The organism is Microbacterium horticulturae, from assembly GCF_029094505.1.
GTDB lineage: Bacteria > Actinomycetota > Actinomycetes > Actinomycetales > Microbacteriaceae > Microbacterium > Microbacterium horticulturae.
Map to the genome: position 1 here is coordinate 3,438,619 of NZ_CP119108.1, position 24,051 is coordinate 3,462,669.

The following is a 24,051-nucleotide window of genomic DNA, read 5'->3' on the forward strand; positions in this document are numbered from 1 at the left end:
GTCCGTTCAGTCCATAGTCCATTCGTCTCTCACTTCTTGCTGGTAACGGGCTGCCACGCCAGGGGTGCGAGCAGCTGATCGAGTCGAAGACGAAGCGCGGTCCTGTCACCGGGACGCAGATTTGTCGCGCGAAGATCCAGATCGGCCTTTACGCGGACGCCTGCACTTTCGCCCGCGAGTTCTGTGCGATTCCCGAGGAACTCGACGACTGCCACATCGACGTCGAAGCGAGCTTCGTGTGACTCTCCTGCCGAAGCGAGCGTTATCGACTCGGGTCGAATGAGAACCTCGATGCCCGTTCCCACTGCCGGCACATCATCAGCGCCCGATGCGATAGCAACCACGGGGGCCCCTTCAAGCTGGAGACGCGCCGCCGGGGTCGCGCCGGCGGAGATCACAACAGCAGGAACGACATTCACGGGGCCCAGCGCCTCGGCGACGAATCGGTTTGCAGGAGCATCGTAGAGCTCGCCTGGGCTGCCTTCCTGCTGGATCGTTCCCGCCCGCATCACGATCACACGGTCGGAGAGGGCCAGTGCTTCGGTCCGATCGTGCGTGACGTACAGAGCGGTAAGTCCGAGCTCCCGTTGCAGGCTGTGGATCTCAGCGCGCATACGCGCCCTGAGCTCGGAGTCGAGGTTGCTGAGAGGTTCGTCGAGCAGGAGCAGCCGGGGCCGGGTAGCCAGCCCGCGTGCGAGGACGACACGCTGCTGCTGTCCGCCGCTCAATTCCGATACTCCGCGGGGTCCGTAGCCCCCAAGCCCCACGAGGTCGAGCATTTCTTCAACGCGCCCCCGGATCTCACTTTTCGGGACCCTCTGGGCACGCAGTCCGTACGCAACGTTCTGGAAGACAGTCATGTGCGGCCAGAGGGCGTACGACTGAAACACCATGTTCAATCCACGCTTCTCCGGCCGAACATGGGTGCGCTGATCGGCCACGAGCCGTCCGTCGATGTGAATCGCGCCCTTGCTGATTCGGTGAAGACCTGCCACGCAACGCAGAGTTGTGGTTTTGCCACAGCCGCTGGGACCAAGGAGAGTCACGAATTCGCCCGCGTGGATGGTGAAGCCGACGCCGTCCACGGCCGTCTTACCGTTGTAGTCCGCGACGATGTTGTCGACGCCGAGGACGACGGGCTGGTCGGATGAGGACTGGAGATTCATCTGTGGATCCAGGTTCTGGTGGAGGTTCGTGGACACGGTGCTCAGAGCGGTCATGCGAGCTTCCTTCGGATCGGGGGCATGATGATCAGCCGCAGCAGCCCCATGCCAATGAGCATCACGACGACCTGCAGAAGCCCGATCGCGGCAGCTCCGGTGATCGAACTCTCGGAGAAGTTCCATGCCACTACCGAGAGGGTCTCCGTGTCGGGAGCGTAGAGCAGGACGGGAATATTCAGTTCGCGCAGAGTCAGCACGAACAGCAGGCTGAAGGCCGCATACAGCGATGGCCTGATGAGCGGGACGAGGACGAGCAGCACGGTCCTGAGCCGCGATGCACCGGTGACTTGAGACGCTTCTTCGAGGGAGGCATCAATCTGACCGAATCCGTTGGAGACCACGCGCACCGCATGTGTGAGCGAGATCGCGACGAGCCCTATCACGATGATGCCGAGGGTGAGGTACAACGGCGTTCGAATGTACAGGAGCAGGACTCCCAGCGCGATGACGAGGCCAGGAAGAGCCATCGGCGCGGTGGCGACATACGTCATCGCACGTGAGGTGGGGAGTCGGGCACGGTCGGAGAGATAGACGATGAGGATGCCCAGCGCGATGCAGACGATCGGCACGACAAGCGCCAGTATGAGCGAGTTTCCCAGGGCCGAGAGTGTCTCAGACGAGGTGAGGGTCTGCCATAGGTTTTCGGCGGAGAACTTCATGTCGGCCAACGACGGCGCGAGGAACTTCGCGAGAGACATCACCACGAGCGTCGCAAGCGGGAGGAGGAACGCGAACACGCCGTAAATCAGGGTGAGGATCCACACGATCGCCGAGGTGGCGCGGCTCAAGCGGATGCGGTCACTGCGTCGGCCTTTTCCGCTGACAGCGGTGTACCGTGAGCTGGCACGAATGCTGCGCTGGTACAGATACAGACCGGCAAGGCACACGATCAAGAGTTCGGTGCTGATCGCGCCGGCGAGCGGGATGTTCTGTACGGCGCCATTCAGCGCGTTGTAGATGGTCGACGACAGCGGTGTGAAGGCACCGGTCTGGCCGAGCAGACTAGGTACCGTGAACTCGCCCATCGCGAGGATCGCGACGAACAGTCCGGCCGACAGAATCGCCGGGCGCAGCATGGGGAACGAGACCCGCAGACTCGTCGCGAAGTAGCCGCGGCCGTTGACCAGCGACGCCTCCTCAAGGGTGGTGTCGAGCCCTGCCATCGACGACGAGATGAACATGTATGCGTACGGCACGTAATGCGTAACCAGGATGAATACCATCCCACCGACAGACATGATGTCCGGTTGCAGAAAGCCCGGGATCCCGACTGACTGCTCCCACTTATCGATGAGTCCCGTGCCGCGGGTACCGAGCCAGATCCAGGCGACCGCCGCGATGAACGGCGAGAGGTACAGCGACGCGACGATAAGTGTCTCTCGGATGCGCGCGCCACGCATCGCAAGTCTCGTCGTGCTCCAAGACAGCAGCGTCGCGATGACGGTGGTGATCGCCGCGATGGCCACGGCGAACACCACCGTCTGCAGCAGCTTGACAAGCATCGAGGGCGTTGCGAAGACCTCTTTGATCGCTTGCAGACTGAATCCCGCCGCGGGGTTCGTGGGATCCGCCAACACAGAGGAGAGCACCACGAAACCCGCCGGCGCCAGGACGAGGATCCCGAGGATGACCCAGGTCACGGGCAGGAGGAACAAGCCCGAGACCCTTCGCTTCGCTCCGGTCCCTCCGCTTGTCCGAAGCGCAGTGGTGTCGAGGTGGGCGTCTTCCACTGTGAAGGCGGATGCCATGTCGGTCTGTTCCTTTCCCGTCGAGCTACCGCGTTACCGCGAGACCCCGAAGGTGTCATCCCACTTGGCCATGAACTTCTTGAACTGGTCACCCTGCAGGCGCGGGTCAGTGCGCCAGTCGATGTACTCGGTCTCGGGCGGCGTGTACCAGCTCGTCGCATCGCGGTAGGTGTTGTTGTCCTTCCACCCCTCGATGGAAGAGGATCCACCGGTGGCCTTTGTCATCGACGTCTGTCCGGCGAGCGATGTCGACCACTCCGCCCACAAGCGAGCGGCAGCAGGATGCGGGGCGTCCGCCGGCACCGATTGGATGAACTGCGTGACATTCATGGTGTCGGACAGGCCCTGATACTGCACCGGCGCACCCTCTTCAGTAAGAGGCCCGAAGATCGCCTCGTCCCCGAAGTCAGTGGCGTAGTAGGTGCCCGCGGCGATCTGTTGTGAGATGGATGCGATGCTCGTCGCGATCGCCGGCTTCTGAGCCGCAAGCTTTTCGAGGTATGCCCAGCCATACTCATCGCCGAGGTTGTAGATGAGATTTGCGTAGTACGCCATTCCGGAACCGCCGTTGGCGGGATCAATCAAGACGATCTTTCCCTTGAGCGCGGGATCGAGAAGCGCATCCCACGGGTTCTCCGCCAGTTCCTTCTGCACGTTCTCCGGCACGACCTTCGTGTTCCATGCGATCGCGCCGTTGGACTGATAAAGGGGGTACAGATAGCCCGGCTCGACCCGCTCTGCGGGATATTGATCGGCAGACTTCGGAGTGTAGTTCGCGAGCCAACCGTTCTTGATCCAGCTTTCCTGCTGACCCCAGTTGCTCGTCTCGAGGACATCAGCAGTCGTCTTGCCCGCCTTCTCCTGCGTCTCAAAGGCAGTTCCGAGATCTGCGCTGGAGAGGCGCTGGATCTTCACCTGGACCTTGTACTTCTGGGTGAAGTCGGCCACCCACGGAGCCATCTGCTCCTTCTGGACCGCTGTGTAGATGGTGAGGGTGCGCTCGGCCTGAGCCGCCTTCACCAACGCGTCCATGTCATCCGTCGCTGTTGCAGACACGTTGGCCGACGGCGTCGTGCCGCCGCTCCCGCTGCAACCGGTCAGCATCACGGTTGTCGCGGCAACGACGGCGAAAGCACCGAGTACCGAGTTCCGATATCGAGTGTTCATGCTGTCTCCTCATTGAGATTCGGGGATTGGACGCCCGAGTGCGGTCGGCCTTGGCAGACGGGGGCGTCGCCGTGACTTCACTCAACCCGGCGGCTCCGGAAGGTGTCAAACAAGATCTCTTGCACCGGTGAAAAGCGGAGCTAATCATCTGCAGCGACGCGATTAGCGCTCGTTTTCACCCCATCACAATCGCCGTCTTGACGAGTGTGTATGACGGTTCGTTGACTGAATTCGTCGGGTCGGATCGCGACCGCGACGCTCGGCGCCCGTGGCGCTGCCCAGCTACACAGTTAGGTTGATCAATGACAGATAACCGCACGTGGTCGTTCGCCATCGCTGGCGAATGCATGGTCACTCGTCCGTTCGCGATGCACGACGAGCCTGAATTCGTCGAGGTTCTCGAGAAGCTCCGGCACTCCGATTTCACCTACGCGCACATCGAGACGAACTTCGGCCACTTCAGCGAAGTCGACGCTCCCGCGCGCAGTGATCAGATCGGAAGCTACTTCATGACCGATCCGCAGGTCGCACATGATCTGCATTGGGCGGGCGTCGACATCGCCTCGCTCGCGAACAACCACAGCTTCGACTACGGCGTCAAGGGCATCGCTTCCTCGATCCGCCACTGCGATGAGGCGGGCATCAAACACGCCGGCACCGGAAGCGATCTGGAAGAGGCGCGGGAACCGGCCTACCTGGAAACGAAGAACGGGCGAGTGGCCCTCGTGTCGACCTCGACGGGAAACAAGTCCCATGAATGGGCTACCCATCCGAAGGCCAGTCTCCCCGGCCGACCCGGTGTGAACGCCCTGCGGGCTCGGACGCGCTACGTCATTGGCCAAGAGGCCGCACGTCAGCTGAAGGAAATCGGTTCGCAACTGGGGATCCTCCGCGAGCACCACATGAACGTCGAAGGCAGTAGCGGTTTGCTCCGCAACGCTGAGGACGGCGAATTCAGTCTCGCCATGCCGAACGACCAGTCGACCACGGGCTCCAACCTGTTCACGCCGTCAGATCATTTCGAGGTGCAGACGACCGCCGATCCGCGGGACAAGGAGGGGAATCTGCGGTCGATCGCCGAGGCCGCGACGATGGCAGACCTGGTTCTCGTCGCCCACCACTTCAGTGTTTCAGAGGGCGGCCGAGGTGATACGGCACCGGGGTTCGTCCGAGAGTTCGCTCACGCGGCGATCGACGCCGGTGCGGATGTCTTCATCGGGCACGGATGGCATAAGACGCTCGGCATCGAGATCTACAACGGCAAGCCCATCGTCTATGGTCTCGGCAACTTCTTCGCGCAGTCCGAGTTCGTCCGCCGTGTGCCCTTCGACGCGTACGAGTCGTGGGGCCACGATGTTGACCGTCTGACGACGCTGACGCCGGCAGCGCACCCTCTGCATCCGGGACTCACGGCCGGGAATCTCACGTGGTGGAGCTCCGCGGTGCTCAACTTCGTCTTCAGTGGGGGCAAGCTCGCCGAAATCGAGATGACACCGGTGGAACTCGGCCGCGAGGTGAGCCGCGAAGCGCCGTTGCACCGCCCGGTCGGCAGCGGGGATGCTCCGCTGACGGACGGACGGCCGTACATTGCCACGGGCGAGAACGCTCAAGCGATCCTCGAGCGCTATCAGCGACTGTCCGCGGACCTGGGGACCGAGCTTGTCATAGATGGGGAGGTCGGACGCATCCGGCTCTGATGGCGCACGTGATCATCTCGGAGCCTGGGTAGGCTCATGACGAGGATGTCGATGCCGGTCCACGCCGCCGCATCGATGCCGAAGGGCGGGTGACGGCGATGGTGGAGAGCTACCTGCCGCATCGTCAGCAGTTGCTGCGCGGGCTGACGTTCGACCAGCTCCTGATGACGCGGACAATAGCGGAGTCCGGATCGTTTCGAGAGGCGAGCCGCATCCTCTGTTTGACGCAACCCGCTGTCTCACAGCGTGTGCAGCACGTGGAGCAGGTACTCGGCACGCCGATCTTTCAGCGGCATGCTGGTGTCGGCGTCAGCCTGACCGATGCGGGGCGCACGTTCATCGAGTTCTGTGACCGTGCGATCGCTGAACTCGACCGGCTTCTCGACGATCTCGCCATCTCCGAGCGAGACGGCCAGGGGTCTGGGCTCGCCATCGCCGCACCATCCGACAGCATCCAGTACTTCATGCTCGGCGTGCTGCCGCTCTACAAGGCCCGATTCCCCGGCCGCTCCGTACACGTCGTCCAATCCGGTTCGCGCGCGGACTCCGTCGAGGCGATGGAATCCGGCCAAGCGGATCTGGCGTTCTACCGCGTTCCGGTCGATCCTCGGCTCGAGACGATCGCTCTCATGAACGAACGACTCTTCCTTGTCGCTGCGGCCGACCATCCCCTCCTGGACGTGCCCGTCGAGCAACGCGCAGAGGCGCTCACTCGATACGAGTTCGCGACCTACTCGTCGGGCATGCGTTCACGGCAACTCGTCGAGCGCTGGGCGCTGAAGCTCGGCGTACGAATGGATATCGGTGTCGAGTCGAAGAGCCTGGAAGTGATGAAGGAAGTCGCGATGCGCGGAACAGCGCTCTGCGTGCTTCCCGGTATCGCTATCGGCCAAGAGGTGAGAGACGGGATTCTCACCGTCATCGACATCGCCGGGATGCCCCTCCCTCGCGCGACGGCCATCGCGGTCAAGCGCGGCGCCACGCAATCTCCTGCTACGCGTGACTTCCTGAACCTGTTGATGGAGTATTGCCGCGAGAAGACCGGGCCTCTTGATCCCGAGGTGCGTTGGTCCTTCGGCGGTGCCCCAACGTCTGCACCCGACGTCGCCGGTGTCTGAGCGCGCGGGCCACAGCGGGAAAGGATGGCCCGAACGGTGGCGCGCGCACGCGAAGGCTGCGGTCTCCTCATTAGCAGTTCGCAACTACCGCCTGTACTTCATCGGTCAGTCGATCTCGGTGATTGGCACGTTCATGCAAACGCTCGCCCTGGCATTTCTGGTACTTCAACTCGGCGGCCAAGGGACGGAGGTGGGTCTCGTCGCGGCGGCCCGATTGGTGCCATTCATCATCCTGGGGCCGTGGGGCGGGCTCGTCGTCGATCGCGCGAATCGTCGTGCGATCCTGCTCGTGACACAGATCGTGTCCGGCATCGGCGCTCTTGTCTTTGCCACCCTGGCGTGGACGCAACTCGCGACAGTGCCGATACTCGGCATCCTCTCGCTCCTGCTCGGTGTGGTGAATGTCTTCGACAACCCGGCGCGGCAGAGTCTGATCGCCGACCTCGTCGATCGACAGACGTTGAACAACGCTGTCGTGCTGAGTTCGGTGTCGATCAACATTGCGCGTCTCGTGGGCGGTGTCATCGGCGGCGCACTGGTCGCGGCGGTCGGTGCGCCCCTGTGCTTCTTGATCAATGCAGCATCCTTCGCCGCTGTCATCGTGAGCCTGCTCATGCTGAACACGAGCGATATGCAGCCGATCGCACGTGTTGAGCGCGCGCGCGGTCAAATCCGCACGGGTCTCGCCTACGTGGCCACGACGCCTGAACTTCTACTCCCCCTGATCATGCTGATGGTCACCGGGACACTCGCCTACGAGTTCCCGACCACGCTCCCCCTCTTCGCCACGGACGCCTTCGGCGGCACGGCCGCCACCTACGGCCTGATGGCTGCGGCAGAAGCGGCCGGTGGGATCGTCGGCGGCTTCGTTGCGGCGCGCAGGACAATCGCGCCGCGCACGTCATCGCTGGCGATCTCGGCGATCGGTTGGGGTGCTGCGATCCTTCTCACGGCAGTCGCACCGACGCTACTGCTCGCGCTCGTGCTCCTGCTGTTCGTCGGGTACGGCACAATCACATTCAACTCCACCGCAAAGAGCGTGCTGCAACTGTCGGCAAGACCTGACATGCGAGGCCGGGTGATGTCGCTCTGGGGCATGGCGTGGATCGGCAGCACCGTCGTAGGAGCACCGCTTGTCGGCTGGATTGCCGAGAACTTCGGAAGTCGATGGGGGCTGATTGCCGGAGGGGTACCCACGATCCTGACGGGGGCGCTCCTGCTTCCCTACCTGAGGCGACAGGAGCGAGGACGACGAGTCCTACCGGACAACCCCGGCGATCAGTGACACTCCCGGTCGTGCGCAAGGCGATCGCGACCCGGTCGCGGTGCTGCCGATCACGGCGCAGCTGGTCGACGATCGCCTCATCGAGGCGAACACGCGCGTGTATCCCGGCGCGGTGCGGCGCATGAAGGCTCTGGTCGCGGCCGCGCGCATGGCCGAGCGCCCTGAGTTCGCCACCGAATACCTCGCCGAGCTACGCGACCGGTACCGGCGCCGCCCGTCGCTGATCAAACGAATGGATGCCGCGGGCCTGTGAAGCGGCGTCGACGGTAGCGATTTCCCTGCATCTCCGCCAGCACAGTCCCAGCAAAGAATCGGCCGTCACCGCACCATTTTACGCCCGCATCGGGCACACTCGAGGGATGCCGGATCCGAAGAAGGCCCTCCGCACCACGGCGCTCCTCTCCCCGCTCCTCGTCGCGGCAACCCTCGCCGGCTGCGCCACACCCGGCCAAACTCGCGCAGAAGAGCAAGCGACCAGGGCCCGCCACGACGCCGCCGAGATCGCCCGGCACCTGTACCGCGGGCCGACCGACACGATCGACGACTACGCCCGCTGGGCCGATGACGATCTCGGCGATCGCACCTCGCCCGAGCCGATCGGATACACGAGCTACCCCGACGCGACGCACAACGATCCGCTCGGTGCCCTGCAGCTGCGCGTCACGCTCGAGAGCTACGACGGCTCCGATCCCTACGTAGCGTGCTTCGAGTCGCAGTTCGACTTCTGGGGCGTCGTGACAAACGAGCACGCGCACTGGGACGACGACAACTCGGTCGCCCGGCCCATCGAGTGCCCGGCGGATGCGCATCCCATCGATCCTCCCGTCGACACCCGCCCCGTCTACGTCGTTCCCGACGGAGCCGAAGAGATCGTCGTCGACGTGCTCACTCGCGCGTCCGCACAGGACTCCGCCGATGCCATCCGGGCGGACATCGTGAAACGGATGCCGCGGCCTACCGGCGAGCGCGAGGTCGCGTTCGACCCGTCCGTCGCGATCGGCGACCAGCAGATCGGCTTCGCGATGGGGGATGCCGACGACTGCCTCCTCGCGGTGCACCGACCCTCGGGCGAGGTCGAGGTGCTCAACGTGCCGCGCGTGCTACTTCAGCCCGGAGAGCTGGGATGTCGCGCCGACACCGCTCTGCGCCCGGTCGAGCAGCTGCGCGCGCCGCACTGAGCGGGGCGCTGGTCATCGCGCTACGGGGTCTGCTGCTCTCGCGCCGAATCGATCGAGATCGCGGCGTGTGGGCGAAGACTCCCAGTCCCCCGCGGCGGTGCAGGCCAGCGCGCCGCAGATGTTGCCCCGACGCAGCCGGGCCTCGGTGTCGAGGCCCTCGAGCGCGGCGCTGAGGTAGCCGGCGACGAACGCGTCACCGGCACCGACGGTGTCGACGACGTCGACGACGAGGCCCTGTACCTCCACGATCTCACCGGGGCGCACGGCGCATGCGCCGTCCGCCCCGCGCTTCCAGACCACTTCGCGCGGCACGCCGCTGCAGAGCTCTCGTGCGGCCTCGAGCGGATCGAGGCCGGGGTACAGAAGCTCGAGCTCATCCCCACCGCCGAACACCATGTCGGCGTTCTGTGCCAGCGTGCGCAGCAGCGGACCTGCGTGTTCCGCAGCGCCCAGGGCAGAACGGTAGTTGATGTCGAAGCTGACGCGCACACCCGCCGCATGCGCGCGATCGATCGCCGCGACGACGGCGTCATGGGCAGACGGCGACAGCAGCGGAGTGATTCCCGTCACGTGCATGATCTGCGCCTGTTCGATCCATCCCGGGGGAATGTCGTCGCGCGACAGATGCGAACCCGCCGCCGCGACGCGATAATAGCCGACCCAGGTCGACGTCGGGGTCGGGCGTTCTTTCACCATCAGCGCAGTGGGAGCGTGCGGGTCGACGACGCCTCGCACGTCGACGCCTTCCGCGCGGACCTCACGCAGCACCCGCTCACCCAGCGAGTCGTCGCCCACGCGTCCGAGCCACGACACGTCGACGCCCAACCGTCGCAGCCCGATGGCGACATTGCTCTCGGCACCGCCGATGCCCAGCACGAGATCGGTGGCATGTCGCAGCGAGCCGACATCCCGTGTGCGCACGAGCGCCATCGTCTCCCCCAGAGTGACGACGCGCATCACGCGTGCTCCGCGACGACGTCGACGAAGGCGACGGCCCGCTCGCGCAGCGCGGCGAGATCTCCTCCCGAGAAGGCATCCCCGAGAAGAGGACCGCCCACGCTGATGGCAGCAGCACCGGCATCCAACCATCGAACGGCACCGGCCAGGTCCACCCCGCCGGACGGGACGACCTCGATGTCGGGAAAGGGACCCCGCAGGTCCTTCACATATGCGGGGCCCACCTGCGTGGCGGGAAAGACCTTCACCGCTGAGGCTCCGGCCGACCACGAGGCGAACAGCTCGCTGGGGGTCAGTCCACCGGGGATGATCGGCGTTCCCGACTCGACTGCGGCGTGAACGAGGTCGGTGGAGCTCACGGGCGTGACGATGTACCGCGCACCGGCCAGAACGGCGCGACGGAGCTGCTCCGTGTCGGTGACCGTGCCCACGCCGAGGTCCAGGGCGCCGTCATAGCGATCGACCAGTTCAGGCAGCCGCTCGATGGTTCGCGGTGTCGTCAGTGTCAGCTCGACACTTCTGATGCCGACGTCGATGAGCACATCGAGCACACGGTCGTACTCGGCGGCGTCGCCGGCGCGCGCGACGACGATGAGACACGAAGCACCGGTGCGTTCGGGGAGTGCAAGACGCTCACCAGTCATGCACGGTCCCGTCCATGAGCCGGTTCACCGGCAGATACGCCTTCGTGTAGTCGAAGTGCGCAGCGCTCTTCTCGTCGAGTTCGACCCCCAAGCCGGTAGCATCACCGGGGTGAAGGAATCCCCGGTCGAAGGTGTATGAGGTCTGGAAGACCTCGAGCGTGGTCTCGTTGTGCGGCATGTACTCCTGGATGCCGAAGTTGTGGATCGCGAGATCTAGATGGAGGGCGGCGGCCATGCCGACGGGCGACACATCGGTCGGCCCGTGCATGCCCGACTTGACGCCGTAGATCGCGGCGAAGTCCAGCAGCTTCTTCATCGCCGTGATGCCGCCTGCGTGAGTGACCGACGATCGCACATAGTCGATCAGCCGCTCGGTGATGAGCGTCTGGTAGTCGTAAACCGAGTTGAACACCTCGCCGACGGCGAGCGGCGTGGTCGAGTGGCTGCGCACCAGGCGCAGCGCGCTCTGGTCCTCTCCCGGCGTGCAGTCCTCCAGCCAGAACAGGCGGTGCGGCTCGACGTCCTTCGCGAAGCGCGCCGCCTCGATCGGCGACATCCGATGATGCCCGTCGTGCAGTATCCGCAGTCCCGAGCCGAAGTCCTCCCGCAGGTGACCGAAGATCTCAGGCATGAAGGCGAGGTACGCCGGCGTGTCCCACGACTCCTCGGTCGGCCGGGTCGCCGGCGAGCCGTCGGGTGCGCGGTGGGCCGGCTCGTAGTCATATCGCGTACCCGGCTTGTTGCCGGCGACGCCATAGATCTGCCCCAATCCGGGCACACCGGCCTGCACGCGGACCGCCGTGTAGCCCTCCTCGAGGTAGCCGCTGACGGCGTCTTTCAGAGCCGCATAGTCGGCCCCCGATGCATGCCCATAGACGCGGATCCCGTCGCGACTGGCGCCACCCAGCAGCTGGTACAGCGGCACACCGAGTTTCTTGGCCTTGATGTCCCACAGCGCCATGTCGACGGCCGCGATCGCCGCCATCGTGACCGGTCCACGCCGCCAGTAGGGCCCGCGGTACAGGTACTGCCAGGTGTCTTCGATGCGGTCTTCGTCCCCTCCGATCAGCGTCGACGCGACGTGATCTGCGAGGTACGACGCCACGGCCAGCTCACGGCCGTTCAGCGTGGCATCCCCCCACCCCACCACTCCGTCGGACGTGACGATCTTCAAGGTCACGAAGTTGCGGCCCGGGCTCGTGCAGATGACGTCTGCGCGTTCAATGGTCATGTCGGGTCCTTCCGGGGCACACCGAGGCACACCCCCTGATAGATGAGCGGAAGAGGGACGGTCGTCACATCGCGGGTCGAGGGTCGGTCAGATCTCGGCCGGACCATTCCGGTGCGACGATCGCAGCGACCAGCGCCGATGCGGTGAACACGCCCAGAAGCACCATGATCGGAATGACCGACCCTGTCGCGGCTGCGACCCACGCCGCGGCGACGATCGGGCCGACGCCGGTCGCGATTATCGCGGCGATCTCACGGACGACAGCGGTCAGGGTGTACCGGTTGCGGGCGCCGAAGATCTCGGGAAGGCTGATGTTCTCCATCGACGCCAGGCCGAGGACCGAGACGTTGTGGATCACGATGTAGCCGACAAACACCCAGCCGATCTGCTTCGAATCGATGGCGAGCATCGTCGGGATGATGAGCACCAGCGACAACGACGTCATGATGACGTACATGCGGCGGCGGCCGAACCGGTCGCCGAGCCAGCCGACGAGAGGGATCGTGGCGAACCCGATCAGCGACGAGACGATGACGACGTCCGGACCGATCCCCTTCTCCAAGGCGAGGGTGATGGTAATGAACGAGATCAGGTAGGTCTGGATGAGGCCGGAGTTGCCGGCCTGCCCGAATCGGAGGAAGAACGACACGAGCACGGCCTTGAGGGGCTTACGGTCCAGCGACTCCAGCGTGCGGATGTCGTTGGTCGCAGTGGCGTGGGCCACCATCTCGTCGTGGGAGAGCGCCTTGCCGTCGATGACGTCCGCGCGTTCCTCGAACACGGGGCTCTCCTTCAGCGAGAAGCGCACCCACAGAGCGAACAGCACGATCACCGCACTGGCGATGAACGGAATGCGCCACCCCCACGCGATCACATCGTTCTCGAGCATCACCGCCAGGAGGATCGCCCACACCGACGACGCGAACAGCGTGCCGCAGTTGGTACCGAGGGCGACCAGCGAAGCGATGACACCGCGGCGCTCGGCCGGGGCGTACTCGGCGAGCATGACGCCCGCGCCGGAGATCTCAGCGCCGGCCCCGAAGCCCTGCAGAAGTCGCAGCACGACCAGCAGCAGCGGTGCGACGAACCCGACCTGCTCATAGGTGGGGAGCACGCCGATGAGAGTCGTCGCGACCCCCATCAGAAGGATCGTGTAGAAGAGGACCTTGCGCCGGCCGATGCGGTCGCCGAGGCGCCCGAACACGAAGGCGCCGATCGGTCGCGCGACATATCCGACACCGTAGGTCGCCATCGAGAGCACCACGGCGACGGCCGGGTCTTCGTCCGCGAAGAACAGCTGGCTGAATACAAGGGCCGCAGCGAGCGAATAGAGCTGGAAGTCCATGAACTCCAGGGCGGTGCCGAGCCAGCCCGATACGGCTGCGCGGACCAGATCCCCCATGGATCGACTCGCTGTGGGCGGCGTGGTCGTCTGCGTCTTCGGTGTTTCTGCCGTGCTCATCGGTCACTCCTTTGTAGAGACGGTGGCGGTTTGTCGTGCGTAGGTGGCGGTCAGAGGGCGAGGAGGACCTTCGCGGATGCTGCAGAGTCTCGGGCGATGCCGAACGCGGTCACGGCCTCATCAGCTGGAAGGACATGCGTGATCACGCTGTCCAGCAGATCGGACTCGGCCAGAAGCGCAATGGCTTCGTCGATCTCGTGCGCGAAGCGAAAGGCTCCTCGGACCGTGACTTCCTTCGCCAGCAATGGGGCGAGGTTGACAGAGATCTCCGCGTCGGGCAGCATCCCGACCTGCACGATGGTCCCCGCGCGGCGCACAGCGCTCACGGCCGTGGTCACGGACACGGGGACCGCGGAGCACTCGAAGACGACGTCATACGACTCCGCGGGGATATCGTCGCGCCCCACGAGCACGGTCTCCGCGGCACCAAGGCGCTGCGCACGCTCGAGAGGCTCGGGCCGCACATCACTGGCGGCGATCGAGGTCGCGCCGGCGTGCCGCGCTGCGGCGACCACAAGCAGCCCGATCGGGCCTGCTCCGATGACGAGAACGCGCTTTCCGGCAACACCGCCGGCAAGTGAGACGGCGTGCAGGGCGACGGCGAGAGGCTCCGCCAGTGCTGCACGCCGCAGCGGCAGGCCGTCGGGAAGGGTCCGAACCATGCTCTCAGAGACGATGAGGTACTCGGATGCCCCTCCCTGACGATGCGGCATCGTGGCGGCGCTGCCGAGGTAGTCGCCGCCGGGCAGCAGATGCGGCCGGTCTTCCAGGCCCGGGACAGGGGCGCCATAGCGAGCCGGATGCACCGTCACACGCGTGCCCGCGTCCCAGCGTCCTGACGGGTCGAGGTCGATGACGGCCGAGAGCTCATGCCCAGGCGTGAGCGGCTCGCGCACGGCGTATTCGCCGTTTGCGCCGTGGAAGTAGTAGTGCAGATCCGAACCGCAGATGCCCACGTACTTGACCCGCAGCCGAATCTCGCCCGGACCGGGCTCGGGGAGCTCCTCCTCCTCCCAGCGGATGTCTTCCTTGCCGTGGATGGCGAGCGCCTTCATCATTGCTCCTCTCGTCATGGGTGCGCCGACGGTCATGACAGCGCCCTCGCACCGGCGCCGCGAGATGACGCGATGCTCTCCTCGACCGCGGCGGACACGCCGTGTCGCGCGATCACATCGATGAGTTCTCCTACTCGCGAGCTGAACAGCGGGTGCTCGGCCAGCCGGGGGCCGAAGAGCTGCAGATCACCGATCACTGCTGCGGCGAGACCCGCCCCATGATGCGTACGCTCCGCAAGCTCCGCCAGGCGCGGCCGTGCGACATCCTTCATCTCCTGCGCGATCGATCCGGGGTCGAATCCCGGCAGCGGCGCGATGCACGAGAGGTAGGCGGCGACCGTAAGCGCGATCATGTGGGACATGCGGCCCTGTTCCAGTGCGAGAAGCGCCGGTTCCGGGATGCGCTGGCGCAGCTTCACCGATCCGTCGGTGCCGACCTGGCTCGTGCGATGGGCGAGGGCGGAGTTGCCCCAGCGCAGAAAGAGCTGACGCTTGTACTCCTCGATGTCGACGGCAGGCGGCACCTCGACAGACGGGCCGTACTCGTCATCAAGGATCGTCCAGGCGGCACGCTCGATCTGCGGCACAGCCACCGAGGCGGCGATCGTCTGCTCGCCGCTCAATGCCCCAACGTAGGCGATCAACGAGTGTGTGCCGTTGAGAAGCCGCACCTTGAGTTGCTCGTACTGGTCGACGTGCGCGGTGAACACGGCACCGCCCGCATCCCAGTCCGGACGGCCGGCCGCGAAGTCATCCTCAATCGCCCACATCGAGAACGGTTCGGCCGGAACCGGCACCGCATCGTGAACGCCGAGCAGTGCGCTCACGTCGTCACGCAGTCGCGACGTCGTGGCGGGCACGATGCGATCGACCATGCTCGACGGGAACGTGACCGCGCCTTCGAGCAGTGCGAGCGCGCCTTCGGCCTGAGCGGAGGGCAGGGCGTGAAGGAACTGCTCCACGAGCTGGCGCGTGTGGCGCCCGTTCGCGGTGAGGTTGTCGCAGCTGAGGATCGTCAGCGGAGCGCCTCCTAGGGCCGCGCGTTGCTGCAGGCCCCTCGCGAGCTGTCCGATTGTCGAGTGCGCGCCGCGGTCGTGGAGATCGGCGCGGATCTCGGGCGCATCGAGATCGAGGCCCCCGGTCACCGGTGAGAAGCTGTACCCATTCTCCGTGACGGTGAGCGTCACGACGCGGATGGTCGGGTCGGCGATCGCCGCGACGACGCGCTCGGGGTCGTCGGCACCGACGAAGGCGTCGGTGTGCACGCCGGGCAGCGTCAGTGACATCCCCTCGGGCGAGATCGTAGCCACGGAGTACAGCATGTCCTGGTCGTTCATTGCATCGACGATCGAGCGCGAGCGCGACGCGACACCGACGATGCCCCAGTCGCCCCCACCTGCTGCAACAGCGGCTGCGGTGTACACGGCCTGGTGCGCACGGTGGAAGCTGCCGAGGCCCAGGTGCAGAATGCCGGCGCGCGGTGCTGTACCGGGCATGGCGATGGGCAGATCCGCCGCTCGGGTGAGCTGCAGCGCACTCATGCGTGCACCTTCTCGCACACGCCGTGTTCGGGGGATGTCGCATCGCCGATGACTGCCATGCAAGAATTATGAATGTGTTGTACAACTCTTGTCAAGCTCTTTCATGACGCCAAGATACGCAATGATGGAAGCGTCTTCCCCAACGAACGGACCGGCCATGTCAGCGACACTCACCGAGGTGGCACGCCGCGCCGGGGTCTCTGTCGCGACGGCATCCCGGGCGTTCGGCGAACCGGGCCGGCTCGCCGCCGGCACGCTCGAGCGCGTTCTGCACGCGGCGAATGAGGTCGGGTACCAGGCGACACAGCCGCCGACGGCCACGCGCACCATCGGCATCGTGATCCCCGACGTCGCGAACCCTGTCTACGCGACGCTCCTCAAATCCATCCATGCGCAGGCCTGGCACGGCAGGCACCGCACGGTTCTGTACGACACCGACGAAGACCCACACCGCGAGCGGGAGCAGATCCAGCGCGCGAGTGAGCTCGATGGCATGCTGCTCTGCTCACCGAGGCTGCCCGACGACGAAGTCCGCCTCCTGGTCGGCGACACCGCGAGCATCGGGGTGAACCGCGACGTACCCGGCCTGCCTTGCGTCGTCATGGACACCGACCGCGGACCACGCCAGGCAGTCGAATACCTCGCGGCTCTCGGGCACGAGCACCTCGCCTATGCGGCCGGCCCCGAGGGGTCGTGGGCCGACATCCGACGCTCCGCGACCGTCGAGACCGCCTGCGCGCAGTTCGGCATGCGGTTGACACGGCTCAGCCATCAGGCCGCGTCGATTCAAGGAGGACGCGCCGCATCGGCGACGGCCGTCGCCAGTGGTGCCACCGCCGTGGTCGCATACAACGACCTCGTCGCGCTGGGGCTTGAGGCCGGAATGGCCGAGATGGGCCGCGCCTGCCCCGACGACGTCAGCATCGTCGGCATCGACGACATCGAGATGTCTTCGGCAGTGAACCCCGGCCTCACCACCGTCCGCATGCCGATCGAGCGATGCGGGAGCCTGGCCGTCGACCTTCTGCTGCAAGCACTGTCGGGCGCCGAGCCGCCGACCGTGACGACCCTCGACTCGCAACTCATCGTGCGCGGGTCGACCGCTCCCCCGCCGCGCGTCCGGGGCTGACGGAGCCCCGCCCCAACCGCCCCAACACAATGCATCCATGGCCGCCGCCGCATGCACGACCTCCTCGTCGTTACCTAGGCTGGGCGGCCTTGACCGCTTCTCCCGCGGCGCTAATCGAAATCATCTAGGTATCGTCAAACCATGCCTTCAAGCCGCGATGTTCGACGCGGCCGTCGCGAAGCGGGCGGATGGGGCGTCCGACATCACTCCCTTCTGAGTGTTCACGCGGCTCGCCGGCGCCGTCATCGAGCGGTACGTACCGGCGCAGCCGTTGAGCAGCGAGTCGGCGCAGCTCGAGCGGCTGCAGCGCACCGTCGGCGCGCATCGGCTGGTGATGGGGCAGCCGCGGCAGGAAGACCTGCTGCGTTACATCGGCGAGCGCGACGCCGACGTGGAGTGGATGCGCATCGATCTGAGCCCGCATGGCTGAAGCAACGCCGAGCCGCCACGACCGGCGGCGAGCGGTTCGGTGACGGGATGAAGTCGTTACGGCCGATCCGCGGTCGGCGCGAGGCGCTGCCTCGGCACCAATACGTGTACGATCGCACCGCACGCGCTGCTCGTCACCAGCGAGCGCGCGACGATCCAGAACGGTACAGCGCAGCGTCCATTGACTTCAGAACTATTTCTGAATACATTGAGACCATGACAGCGACACTCCCCCGTCGGTCTTTCCAATCGTCTGAACTATCGCGCCAACCGGCTCCCGTCTTCGAAGCGGCAGAGCAAGCACCGGTAGAAGTCACGCGGCGCGATGGTGAGGCGCTTGTACTGATGACGCGCGCCGAGGCCGATGCACGCGATTCGCTCTTGGACTTCGCCGCGCAACTGATCGCGGCCACATTGGGCGACGAGGGAACTCTTGCCGATCGGCTCGCTGACCGATTCGATTGGATGCTGGCGCTGCCACCGGCTGACAGGCAGCAGTGCGCGGGCGATCTTGTACAAGCCGCGCGCGCATCGTTCGCCACCGGGGAGGCTCATCTTGCGGCGGCCGAGATGACATCGTGGCGATCGACCGCCCGCGCACTCGCCGCAGGTCTCGGGCCCGTTGACGTGACATGGCTCGAGATTCCTATCCAGGTCGAGCGACCCTGACCGATGTCACGCATGACGCGGGCGGAGCGCCCGGTCAAGAGCACCGAATACCAGGTCGTCTTGGCAACGCGCGAGGCCGAACTCGGGTGGCGCGATCTCAAAGCAACGCAGCGAAATACCCTCGCCGACGCATGGGATTACCTCACTCAGCACCCACTTGCCTCCACCCCCACCGCACACCCACTACGGGGCGCACTCGGCACAATCCGTCGCGGCGGTGAGACCCACGAGCGTTGGCAATATGAGCTCTCCGGCGGTGCAAGAATCTGGTACTTCGTCGTAGATCGCGTCGTCAACATCGAGCAGGTGCACACCCATCATCCGAACGAAACCAAGTAGCTCCGGCCGGCATGTGAAGCAGAGCACCGCGCACGCCGGGCGGTGTCGTTTCGACGCGCTTCGCTCGATCAACGAACGGGTGAGCGCAGTGTCAAGATCGAACCGTGGCACGAATGCGCAGTGCGGGCGAAGAAGCGGCGATCCGCGAAGACGTCTTCCGCTGGCTCGATGACATCTTCATCGGGCGCGGCGGGTATGAGATTCCTCGAGCACAGCTGCTCTCGTACGAGTTTCGCGGCGAGCGGATCCCGCTGCTCGACACCGGCCGCGGCATCCGGAACCCTGCCGATTTCTCCTCGACGTTGTCGATCATGTCGGGATGGGAGAAGAACCGATACGAGGACTACGAAAGCGACGACGGCTGGATCACCTACCACCACCGCGCGAGCGACGGCGGCGACAGCGTCAAGCTGATCCGGGCGTTCGAGAATCAGCATCCCATCGTCTACTTCCGCGCCGTGCGCGAGGGCTACTACCTGCCGCACTACCCCATCCGTATCGCCGAGAACGACCCCGTGGCGCGTGTCGTTCGCTTCCCCCTCGACGAAGGCCTCGCCGTGCTGGGTGACCCGAGACCTATACGAACGCGCAGCGCCGATATGCCGATCGCGTCGTGCAGACGCGCCTGCACCAGCCGATCTTCCGCGCGCGTGTGCTGCATGCGTACGCCGAATCGTGCACCGTCTGCGACCTTCGTCACGCGGAACTGTTGGATGCTGCACGCATCACGATGGAGTTCGCCGCCCAATGAGTCGCGTGCTTGAAGTGGTCGGCGCCGCCATCGTCGACGGCGATCGCGTGCTCGCCGCGCAGCGCGGACCCGGACGCTCGCAGGCGGGGCTCTGGGAATTCCCCGGCGGCAAGATCGAGCCCGGCGAGAGCCCCGAGGAGGCGCTCGTGCGCGAGATCCGCGAAGAGCTCGGCGTCGACGTCACCGTCGGCACGCCGGTCGGCCGCGTCGAGCATGACTACGGTTCTCGACACATCGCGCTCGCGGTCTACTTCTGTGGCATCGTCGAGGGTCGACTCACCCCGACCGAGCATTCGGAACTGCGATGGATGCCGCGCACCGACCTCGGCACGTTGCAGTGGGCGCCGGCGGATGTGCCGATTGTGGAGCAACTCGTCGCCAGTACCCGCCGCGCGTTCAGCGACGTGGCCGACGACACCGACTAATTGAGGTGCGCGCCCATAGGGACGAGCACACTGCCAATGAACGTCACCGTCATCACGACGAAGGGGCTGAGCACGACACCCACTGCCCACAGCACTCGTCTTCGCTTGGCCGCGACAACCGCATCCCGAAGGGTTGCAAATGCGGAGAGATCGGCGTCCGGGGCACTTTGGCTTCCCCAGGTAGACGATCGCATCACGGTGCCGGCGATGTGACGCACTTCCTCTTCATTGAGTACCGCGGGCCGTTGTTTCAACCATCGCACCATGCGCACCGACGAGAGAACCGCCACCTCAGCCGGCTGCGCACGGATCGTGAGGCTGCGAGCTCCGACAATCGCTATGATCGCGCTGACATGGACGGGGCTTCCGGCGGCCCGAGTGATCAGCTTGGAGGCGCGACGTGCCTCGAACGCCGCGTTTCGGAGATGATCCTTCCGCTGCCCGTTGACAAGCAGGCTGCGGCCGGCCACCCACACTCGCGCTCCGTCGTGGAACTTGGAGTTGACGGTGTAGACGCCGCCGGGCCCGACGAGAACATGGTCGATGTCGCTCCCAGAGGTGCCGACGGGCACCGAGTGGATTGCATGCCAGTCGGCCCCCAATTGATCAAGCAAGCGGGCCACTTCACGTTCGCCGAGAGCCCCGAGGTACCATGGCCGACTCTCTGGGCCAAGGGGCGAGATGCCGAAGAGTCGTGCCACACGCGATCGACCGGGGACCATCGTCTGTAATCGAAGCGTCTCTGCAATGACGGCAGAAGCAGGGGCCCGCAACCGGAGACTCAATCCGCTGGTTGCACCCGTCGCCCCGGCTGTATCGATCGTTCTCGAGGGAGTGGCGACGTCTGTCTGCGCAGCGGTGGTGGAGTCGGAGAGAACGATGCAGCGGACGCATCGAACCGTGCGGACTGACGATTCCCAGATAGCAGCCTGCCCCACAGCCAAGACTGCGCCGCAGACTCTGCATCGCCCGGGGTATCGGAGCACGATCCTCCGCGCAGACACCCCTCCAGCTGGTGTGTTCACCGGCGCGACCGCGAACGTCGCCGACGTGGGGCGACCCGAAGATAGGCCCCGGCCACCAAGATCAACAGCATGAGCCCCGCGAGCGCAGGATTATGGACGAGCGTCGTCCATACGACACCGGCGGCGGTGCCCATCGCCTCAGCGAAAACGCCCGCGTAATCAATCTCGATCGTCGTGCGGAGCAAAGAGGCATCCCTTCCTTGGCTGGACATGGCTCAGGAGTCGTGCAGTCCGCAGATCGACAAACTGAACGGGTTCGCTATCGTCACATGAGAGCATTCTCATCTGACGATGTCAATCTAGCTCACGACGACTCGACGAAAGGGGAAGCATGGAGGCCGCCGCATTGATGACGTGGACTCTTCAACAGGAGATTCCGGTCCCGAAGGACGTTCAACCGCTGCTCGTTGCCGGCGAAGAGGCGATCGCCTCTTTCAAGACGTTTCGCGACTCGGCCACGTTCACCACCAAACGATTGATCGTGCGCGACGCACAGGGTCTCACGGGCAAGAAGGTCGAGATCTACTCGCTGCCGTACAGCGCCATCAATATGTGGTCATCGGAGAACGCGGGCAAGCTCGATTGGAACTCCGAGATCGAGCTCTGGACGCGGGCCGGACACATAAAGATCAAGCTCACGAAGGGCGCGGACGTGCGCCGTATCGACAGCCTGATCGCGTGGGCAGTGCTGCAGGCGCACTGAGCCACTAGCCGCGCCCCGCCCGCCGCGGGAAGACATCATCAACCCGGTGCCCCTGCGCCATCGCCCTGTGCACACGGTCGGGGATTCTCGCCGCCACGCCGGGCGGCGCCGCCCCCCATCGGTGTGCCGCGCGCGATTCCCTACGGTGTGCACAGGGTGGGTTGGATTCGGCTGAAGCTGCCCACGCACGTTGTCAACGATGCCCGGCCCCACCAGGCCTCGGGCCACGCTGCTGCGCCGGGCCTCGCCTACGCTGGTGGGCATGACCTCGCCGTACGACCCGTTCGCCGACCCCAAGGTGCGTGCCGAGATGGAACGCATGGGCATCGTGCACGCCCCGGGCACGGCCGCAGAGGTGCTCGCGCAGCTCAAGCCGCTCTTGGCCGCGGACGGCATCGACCTCGACGACCCGAGCGGCATCGATCTCGACGACCTCGGCACGGATGGGCTGCAGGCGGCGCTCGATCGCGCCGTCGAGCAGCACAACCTGACGCTGTTCACGCCGGTGGGCACGCAGCGCGAGGCCGCGCTGCGCCGGCTGGCCCGGTTCACCCGCGCCCTCGCCGCCGATGACACCACAGCCGCCGAGGCCGCGCTGAGCGAGATCGGACCCGACGCACACGATGGCCTGCCGGCCGCCGCCGACGTGATCGGCACCGGCCTCGGCTTGCTCGACACCTGGCTCGGCGCGGGCGACGCGGGCACCGTCCGCGTGCCCAAATGGACGAAGCCGGCCCGCGCGGCAGCCACCGACATCCTCGCCCTCGCCCGTAAGGGCCGCGCGTTCGACGCGTTGCACAGCCTCACGATCCGCCACGGTGGGCAAGCGATCTTCGGCGGGGTCATGCTGCTCGTGGCGACCGTGCTCGCCGGCCGTGCGGCGCGCCACCACGCATCGATCGACGAGGTCATCGTCGACGCTCTGGGACCCGACGCCGCGGCGCCCGAACCTGCAGCCGCGGCGCCCGAAACGGACGAGAGCGGGATGCCGCAGCATCCATCCTCCTCATCACCAACCGAGGCCGCAGACCGGCCGCAACCGCCCACGTTGTCACGCGCGGAGCGCGCCGTCATCCGCACGTTCGGCGATTGGCTCGACGTCCAGCCCGAGACGGACATCCCCAGCACGGGCGAGGGCGTCCGGATGCTACGAACGGTGTTCGCCCTCATCCGACAGGCTGGCCACGACCCCCTCGACGTCGACGGCGTCGTGGCGTTCATCGACGAGATCGCGGACTGGGATCTGCCCGAAGAGGTCTACATCGCCCTCGGCGAGTACACGCTGTTCCAGATGGACGCGGCGGAGACCGAAGAGTGGGACGACCTGTTCGCCACGATTCAGGAACTGCGGTTCGAGAACGCCGGGATGGGCGGCATCGTCGCGGCGGCGATGGATGCCGGAGCCGCCGTCGACGCCGACGTTCGCTTCGATGCGCTCGTCCGTCTGCGCCTCGTCTCCGCGGTCAGTGACCTGCTGGACTGGATCGGCCGCAGCAGGCCGATCGCGCCGTCCGGCGGAGTGCAGCTCACCGATATCGCGCATCTCGGCGAGCTCTTGGGCGTGCCGGTGGCGGGCAGCGCTTCGCCGCATTCGTCCGATGCGGCCTCTGAGCCGGCGCTTCCCATCGATGATCCGGCGGCAGATGTCCGTCGCGTCACGTCGATGCTCGAGGTGCCCGCGCTGGTCGCCTGGTGGTCAGCCCTGGGCAACGCCGGGCTCATCGAGATCAAGCGCTCACGCGTGGTGCCGGGCGACGCCGCCGCCGAGTGGAGATCGGCCGACGCGCCTCCGCCGCAGCTGGCGGAGATGGTCGCGGCGCTGTTCTTGGCACGGCTGCTGCTCTACCCGGTCGAGAACCGGCCTTCAGCGACCGACCTCGAGGACGTCGACGCCGCGATCCAGCTTGTCGTCGCCGGCATCGATGTCACCGGTACGTACGAGCCCGACGCGCCGTCCGCCTCGCGAAGCGACGCACGGGCGATTCTGCAGCCCGCGCGTGAGCTCGGGCTGCTCGACTTCGTCAACGGGCGAGTGGTCGTCGCGGATGCGCTGCGCCTCACGATCGCACACGGTGTGACCACCGCGATGATGATGCTGAACGGCCCGGAGGACGACGACGTCGACGTCGAATGACGCGCCGGCGCGCTGACATCTGAGCGACTGAGCGACGACTCCGGTGCACAGCGTCGGGGGTGGATGCCGGTGCCCGGCGCCGAGCGCACGCAACGGCCCGCGGCATCCACCCCTCCACGCGCCCTCCCCCACAATGTCTGC

At 65.8% G+C, this 24,051-nt stretch carries 24 protein-coding genes; 14 read left to right on the forward strand and 10 right to left on the reverse strand.

What is annotated here, in order from left to right; genetic code table 11:
• Positions 1-29: 29 nt before the first annotated feature.
• From PU630_RS16320 to PU630_RS16330, 3 genes are read right to left on the reverse strand one after another with little or no spacing between them, the layout of a single operon-like run.
• Positions 30-1,220, reverse strand: a complete 1,191-nt coding sequence (locus PU630_RS16320; RefSeq protein WP_275278113.1) for an ABC transporter ATP-binding protein — start codon at positions 1,218-1,220, stop codon at positions 30-32.
• The gene (locus PU630_RS16325; RefSeq protein ID WP_275278114.1) at positions 1,217-2,971 is read right to left on the reverse strand and encodes an ABC transporter permease; all 1,755 of its coding nucleotides are present in this window, start codon (positions 2,969-2,971) and stop codon (positions 1,217-1,219) included. The genes PU630_RS16320 and PU630_RS16325 overlap by 4 nt, the downstream gene beginning before the upstream one ends.
• Before the next feature lie 33 nt (positions 2,972-3,004).
• The gene (locus PU630_RS16330; RefSeq protein WP_275280126.1) at positions 3,005-4,075 is read right to left on the reverse strand and encodes an ABC transporter substrate-binding protein; all 1,071 of its coding nucleotides are present in this window, start codon (positions 4,073-4,075) and stop codon (positions 3,005-3,007) included.
• A 431-nt stretch (positions 4,076-4,506) separates the two neighbouring features.
• Between PU630_RS16330 and PU630_RS16335 the strand changes: the two genes are divergently transcribed.
• From PU630_RS16335 to PU630_RS16355, 5 genes are all read left to right on the forward strand, one after another.
• The gene (locus PU630_RS16335; protein WP_275280127.1) at positions 4,507-5,835 is read left to right on the forward strand and encodes a CapA family protein; all 1,329 of its coding nucleotides are present in this window, start codon (positions 4,507-4,509) and stop codon (positions 5,833-5,835) included.
• Between the two features lie 98 nt (positions 5,836-5,933).
• Positions 5,934-6,953 carry a LysR family transcriptional regulator gene (locus tag PU630_RS16340; RefSeq protein ID WP_275278115.1) on the forward strand — a complete coding sequence of 340 codons (1,020 nt, stop codon included), beginning with the start codon at positions 5,934-5,936 and terminating at the stop codon, positions 6,951-6,953.
• The gene (locus PU630_RS16345; RefSeq protein WP_275278116.1) at positions 6,946-8,238 is read left to right on the forward strand and encodes an MFS transporter; all 1,293 of its coding nucleotides are present in this window, start codon (positions 6,946-6,948) and stop codon (positions 8,236-8,238) included. Before PU630_RS16340 ends, PU630_RS16345 begins: the two co-directional genes overlap by 8 nt.
• 40 nt (positions 8,239-8,278) lie before the next feature.
• Positions 8,279-8,491: a hypothetical protein gene (locus PU630_RS16350; protein ID WP_275278117.1), complete on the forward strand. Its 213-nt coding sequence runs from the start codon at positions 8,279-8,281 to the stop codon at positions 8,489-8,491.
• A gap of 106 nt (positions 8,492-8,597) precedes the next feature.
• On the forward strand, positions 8,598-9,416 hold the full coding sequence (locus PU630_RS16355) for a hypothetical protein (RefSeq protein ID WP_275278118.1): 819 nt from the start codon (positions 8,598-8,600) through the stop codon (positions 9,414-9,416).
• 12 nt (positions 9,417-9,428) lie between these two features.
• On the opposite strand, the gene PU630_RS16360 is transcribed toward PU630_RS16355, so the two are convergent.
• From PU630_RS16360 to PU630_RS16385, 6 genes are all read right to left on the reverse strand, one after another.
• The gene (locus tag PU630_RS16360) at positions 9,429-10,373 is read right to left on the reverse strand and encodes a sugar kinase (protein WP_275278119.1); all 945 of its coding nucleotides are present in this window, start codon (positions 10,371-10,373) and stop codon (positions 9,429-9,431) included.
• Positions 10,373-11,017, reverse strand: a complete 645-nt coding sequence (locus PU630_RS16365; RefSeq protein WP_275278120.1) for a bifunctional 4-hydroxy-2-oxoglutarate aldolase/2-dehydro-3-deoxy-phosphogluconate aldolase — start codon at positions 11,015-11,017, stop codon at positions 10,373-10,375. The genes PU630_RS16360 and PU630_RS16365 overlap by 1 nt, the downstream gene beginning before the upstream one ends.
• Positions 11,007-12,248, reverse strand: a complete 1,242-nt coding sequence (gene manD / locus PU630_RS16370; RefSeq protein WP_275278121.1) for a D-mannonate dehydratase ManD — start codon at positions 12,246-12,248, stop codon at positions 11,007-11,009. The genes PU630_RS16365 and manD overlap by 11 nt, the downstream gene beginning before the upstream one ends.
• Before the next feature lie 64 nt (positions 12,249-12,312).
• Positions 12,313-13,710, reverse strand: a complete 1,398-nt coding sequence (locus PU630_RS16375; RefSeq protein ID WP_275278122.1) for an MFS transporter — start codon at positions 13,708-13,710, stop codon at positions 12,313-12,315.
• A gap of 50 nt (positions 13,711-13,760) precedes the next feature.
• Positions 13,761-14,765, reverse strand: a complete 1,005-nt coding sequence (locus tag PU630_RS16380; protein ID WP_275280128.1) for an L-idonate 5-dehydrogenase — start codon at positions 14,763-14,765, stop codon at positions 13,761-13,763.
• 32 nt (positions 14,766-14,797) lie between these two features.
• The gene (locus PU630_RS16385; protein WP_275278123.1) at positions 14,798-16,306 is read right to left on the reverse strand and encodes a mannitol dehydrogenase family protein; all 1,509 of its coding nucleotides are present in this window, start codon (positions 16,304-16,306) and stop codon (positions 14,798-14,800) included.
• 157 nt (positions 16,307-16,463) lie between these two features.
• Between PU630_RS16385 and PU630_RS16390 the strand changes: the two genes are divergently transcribed.
• The 7 genes from PU630_RS16390 (at position 16,464) to PU630_RS16420 (ending at position 20,048) form a co-directional block, all read left to right on the forward strand.
• Positions 16,464-17,435: a LacI family DNA-binding transcriptional regulator gene (locus PU630_RS16390; RefSeq protein ID WP_275278124.1), complete on the forward strand. Its 972-nt coding sequence runs from the start codon at positions 16,464-16,466 to the stop codon at positions 17,433-17,435.
• Positions 17,436-17,472: 37 nt separating this feature from the next.
• Complete coding sequence (locus PU630_RS16395) at positions 17,473-17,652, forward strand: hypothetical protein (protein WP_275278125.1); 180 nt, start codon at positions 17,473-17,475, stop codon at positions 17,650-17,652.
• Positions 17,653-17,865 (forward strand): hypothetical protein, encoded by a 213-nt coding sequence (locus tag PU630_RS16400; RefSeq protein ID WP_275278126.1) that lies wholly within the window; start codon positions 17,653-17,655, stop codon positions 17,863-17,865.
• A gap of 215 nt (positions 17,866-18,080) precedes the next feature.
• Positions 18,081-18,533: a prevent-host-death protein gene (locus tag PU630_RS16405; protein WP_275278127.1), complete on the forward strand. Its 453-nt coding sequence runs from the start codon at positions 18,081-18,083 to the stop codon at positions 18,531-18,533.
• 3 nt (positions 18,534-18,536) lie between these two features.
• Positions 18,537-18,872 (forward strand): hypothetical protein, encoded by a 336-nt coding sequence (locus PU630_RS16410; RefSeq protein WP_275278128.1) that lies wholly within the window; start codon positions 18,537-18,539, stop codon positions 18,870-18,872.
• Positions 18,873-18,976: 104 nt separating this feature from the next.
• Complete coding sequence (locus PU630_RS16415) at positions 18,977-19,636, forward strand: hypothetical protein (protein WP_275278129.1); 660 nt, start codon at positions 18,977-18,979, stop codon at positions 19,634-19,636.
• The gene (locus PU630_RS16420; protein ID WP_275278130.1) at positions 19,620-20,048 is read left to right on the forward strand and encodes a (deoxy)nucleoside triphosphate pyrophosphohydrolase; all 429 of its coding nucleotides are present in this window, start codon (positions 19,620-19,622) and stop codon (positions 20,046-20,048) included. Before PU630_RS16415 ends, PU630_RS16420 begins: the two co-directional genes overlap by 17 nt.
• Here PU630_RS16420 and PU630_RS16425 read toward each other — a convergent pair.
• Positions 20,045-20,770, reverse strand: a complete 726-nt coding sequence (locus PU630_RS16425; protein ID WP_275278131.1) for a nuclease-related domain-containing protein — start codon at positions 20,768-20,770, stop codon at positions 20,045-20,047. The two genes, PU630_RS16420 and PU630_RS16425, sit on opposite strands and share 4 nt — an antisense overlap.
• A gap of 634 nt (positions 20,771-21,404) precedes the next feature.
• Here PU630_RS16425 and PU630_RS16430 point away from each other — a divergent pair.
• Entirely contained in the window at positions 21,405-21,776 is a 372-nt protein-coding gene (locus PU630_RS16430; protein WP_275278132.1) for a PH domain-containing protein, read from the forward strand.
• Positions 21,777-22,038: 262 nt separating this feature from the next.
• Entirely contained in the window at positions 22,039-23,910 is a 1,872-nt protein-coding gene (locus PU630_RS16435) for a hypothetical protein (RefSeq protein ID WP_275278133.1), read from the forward strand.
• Positions 23,911-24,051 lie beyond the last annotated feature (141 nt).

What these genes read in the sequence shown, in the direction of transcription:
- PU630_RS16320 (WP_275278113.1), bottom strand. Translation starts at nt 1,220, where the DNA reads ATGACCGCTCTGAGCACCGTGTCCACGAACCTCCACCAGAACCTGGAT.
- PU630_RS16325 (WP_275278114.1), bottom strand. Translation starts at nt 2,971, where the DNA reads ATGGCATCCGCCTTCACAGTGGAAGACGCCCACCTCGACACCACTGCG.
- PU630_RS16330 (WP_275280126.1), bottom strand. Translation starts at nt 4,075, where the DNA reads ATGCTGACCGGTTGCAGCGGGAGCGGCGGCACGACGCCGTCGGCCAAC.
- PU630_RS16335 (WP_275280127.1), top strand. Translation starts at nt 4,507, where the DNA reads ATGCACGACGAGCCTGAATTCGTCGAGGTTCTCGAGAAGCTCCGGCAC.
- PU630_RS16340 (WP_275278115.1), top strand. Translation starts at nt 5,934, where the DNA reads ATGGTGGAGAGCTACCTGCCGCATCGTCAGCAGTTGCTGCGCGGGCTG.
- PU630_RS16355 (WP_275278118.1), top strand. Translation starts at nt 8,598, where the DNA reads ATGCCGGATCCGAAGAAGGCCCTCCGCACCACGGCGCTCCTCTCCCCG.
- PU630_RS16360 (WP_275278119.1), bottom strand. Translation starts at nt 10,373, where the DNA reads ATGCGCGTCGTCACTCTGGGGGAGACGATGGCGCTCGTGCGCACACGG.
- PU630_RS16365 (WP_275278120.1), bottom strand. Translation starts at nt 11,017, where the DNA reads ATGACTGGTGAGCGTCTTGCACTCCCCGAACGCACCGGTGCTTCGTGT.
- manD (WP_275278121.1), bottom strand. Translation starts at nt 12,248, where the DNA reads ATGACCATTGAACGCGCAGACGTCATCTGCACGAGCCCGGGCCGCAAC.
- PU630_RS16375 (WP_275278122.1), bottom strand. Translation starts at nt 13,710, where the DNA reads ATGAGCACGGCAGAAACACCGAAGACGCAGACGACCACGCCGCCCACA.
- PU630_RS16380 (WP_275280128.1), bottom strand. Translation starts at nt 14,765, where the DNA reads ATGAAGGCGCTCGCCATCCACGGCAAGGAAGACATCCGCTGGGAGGAG.
- PU630_RS16385 (WP_275278123.1), bottom strand. Translation starts at nt 16,306, where the DNA reads ATGAGTGCGCTGCAGCTCACCCGAGCGGCGGATCTGCCCATCGCCATG.
- PU630_RS16390 (WP_275278124.1), top strand. Translation starts at nt 16,464, where the DNA reads ATGTCAGCGACACTCACCGAGGTGGCACGCCGCGCCGGGGTCTCTGTC.
- PU630_RS16395 (WP_275278125.1), top strand. Translation starts at nt 17,473, where the DNA reads ATGGCCGCCGCCGCATGCACGACCTCCTCGTCGTTACCTAGGCTGGGC.
- PU630_RS16405 (WP_275278127.1), top strand. Translation starts at nt 18,081, where the DNA reads ATGACAGCGACACTCCCCCGTCGGTCTTTCCAATCGTCTGAACTATCG.
- PU630_RS16410 (WP_275278128.1), top strand. Translation starts at nt 18,537, where the DNA reads ATGTCACGCATGACGCGGGCGGAGCGCCCGGTCAAGAGCACCGAATAC.
- PU630_RS16420 (WP_275278130.1), top strand. Translation starts at nt 19,620, where the DNA reads ATGAGTCGCGTGCTTGAAGTGGTCGGCGCCGCCATCGTCGACGGCGAT.
- PU630_RS16425 (WP_275278131.1), bottom strand. Translation starts at nt 20,770, where the DNA reads ATGGTCCCCGGTCGATCGCGTGTGGCACGACTCTTCGGCATCTCGCCC.
- PU630_RS16430 (WP_275278132.1), top strand. Translation starts at nt 21,405, where the DNA reads ATGGAGGCCGCCGCATTGATGACGTGGACTCTTCAACAGGAGATTCCG.
- PU630_RS16435 (WP_275278133.1), top strand. Translation starts at nt 22,039, where the DNA reads ATGACCTCGCCGTACGACCCGTTCGCCGACCCCAAGGTGCGTGCCGAG.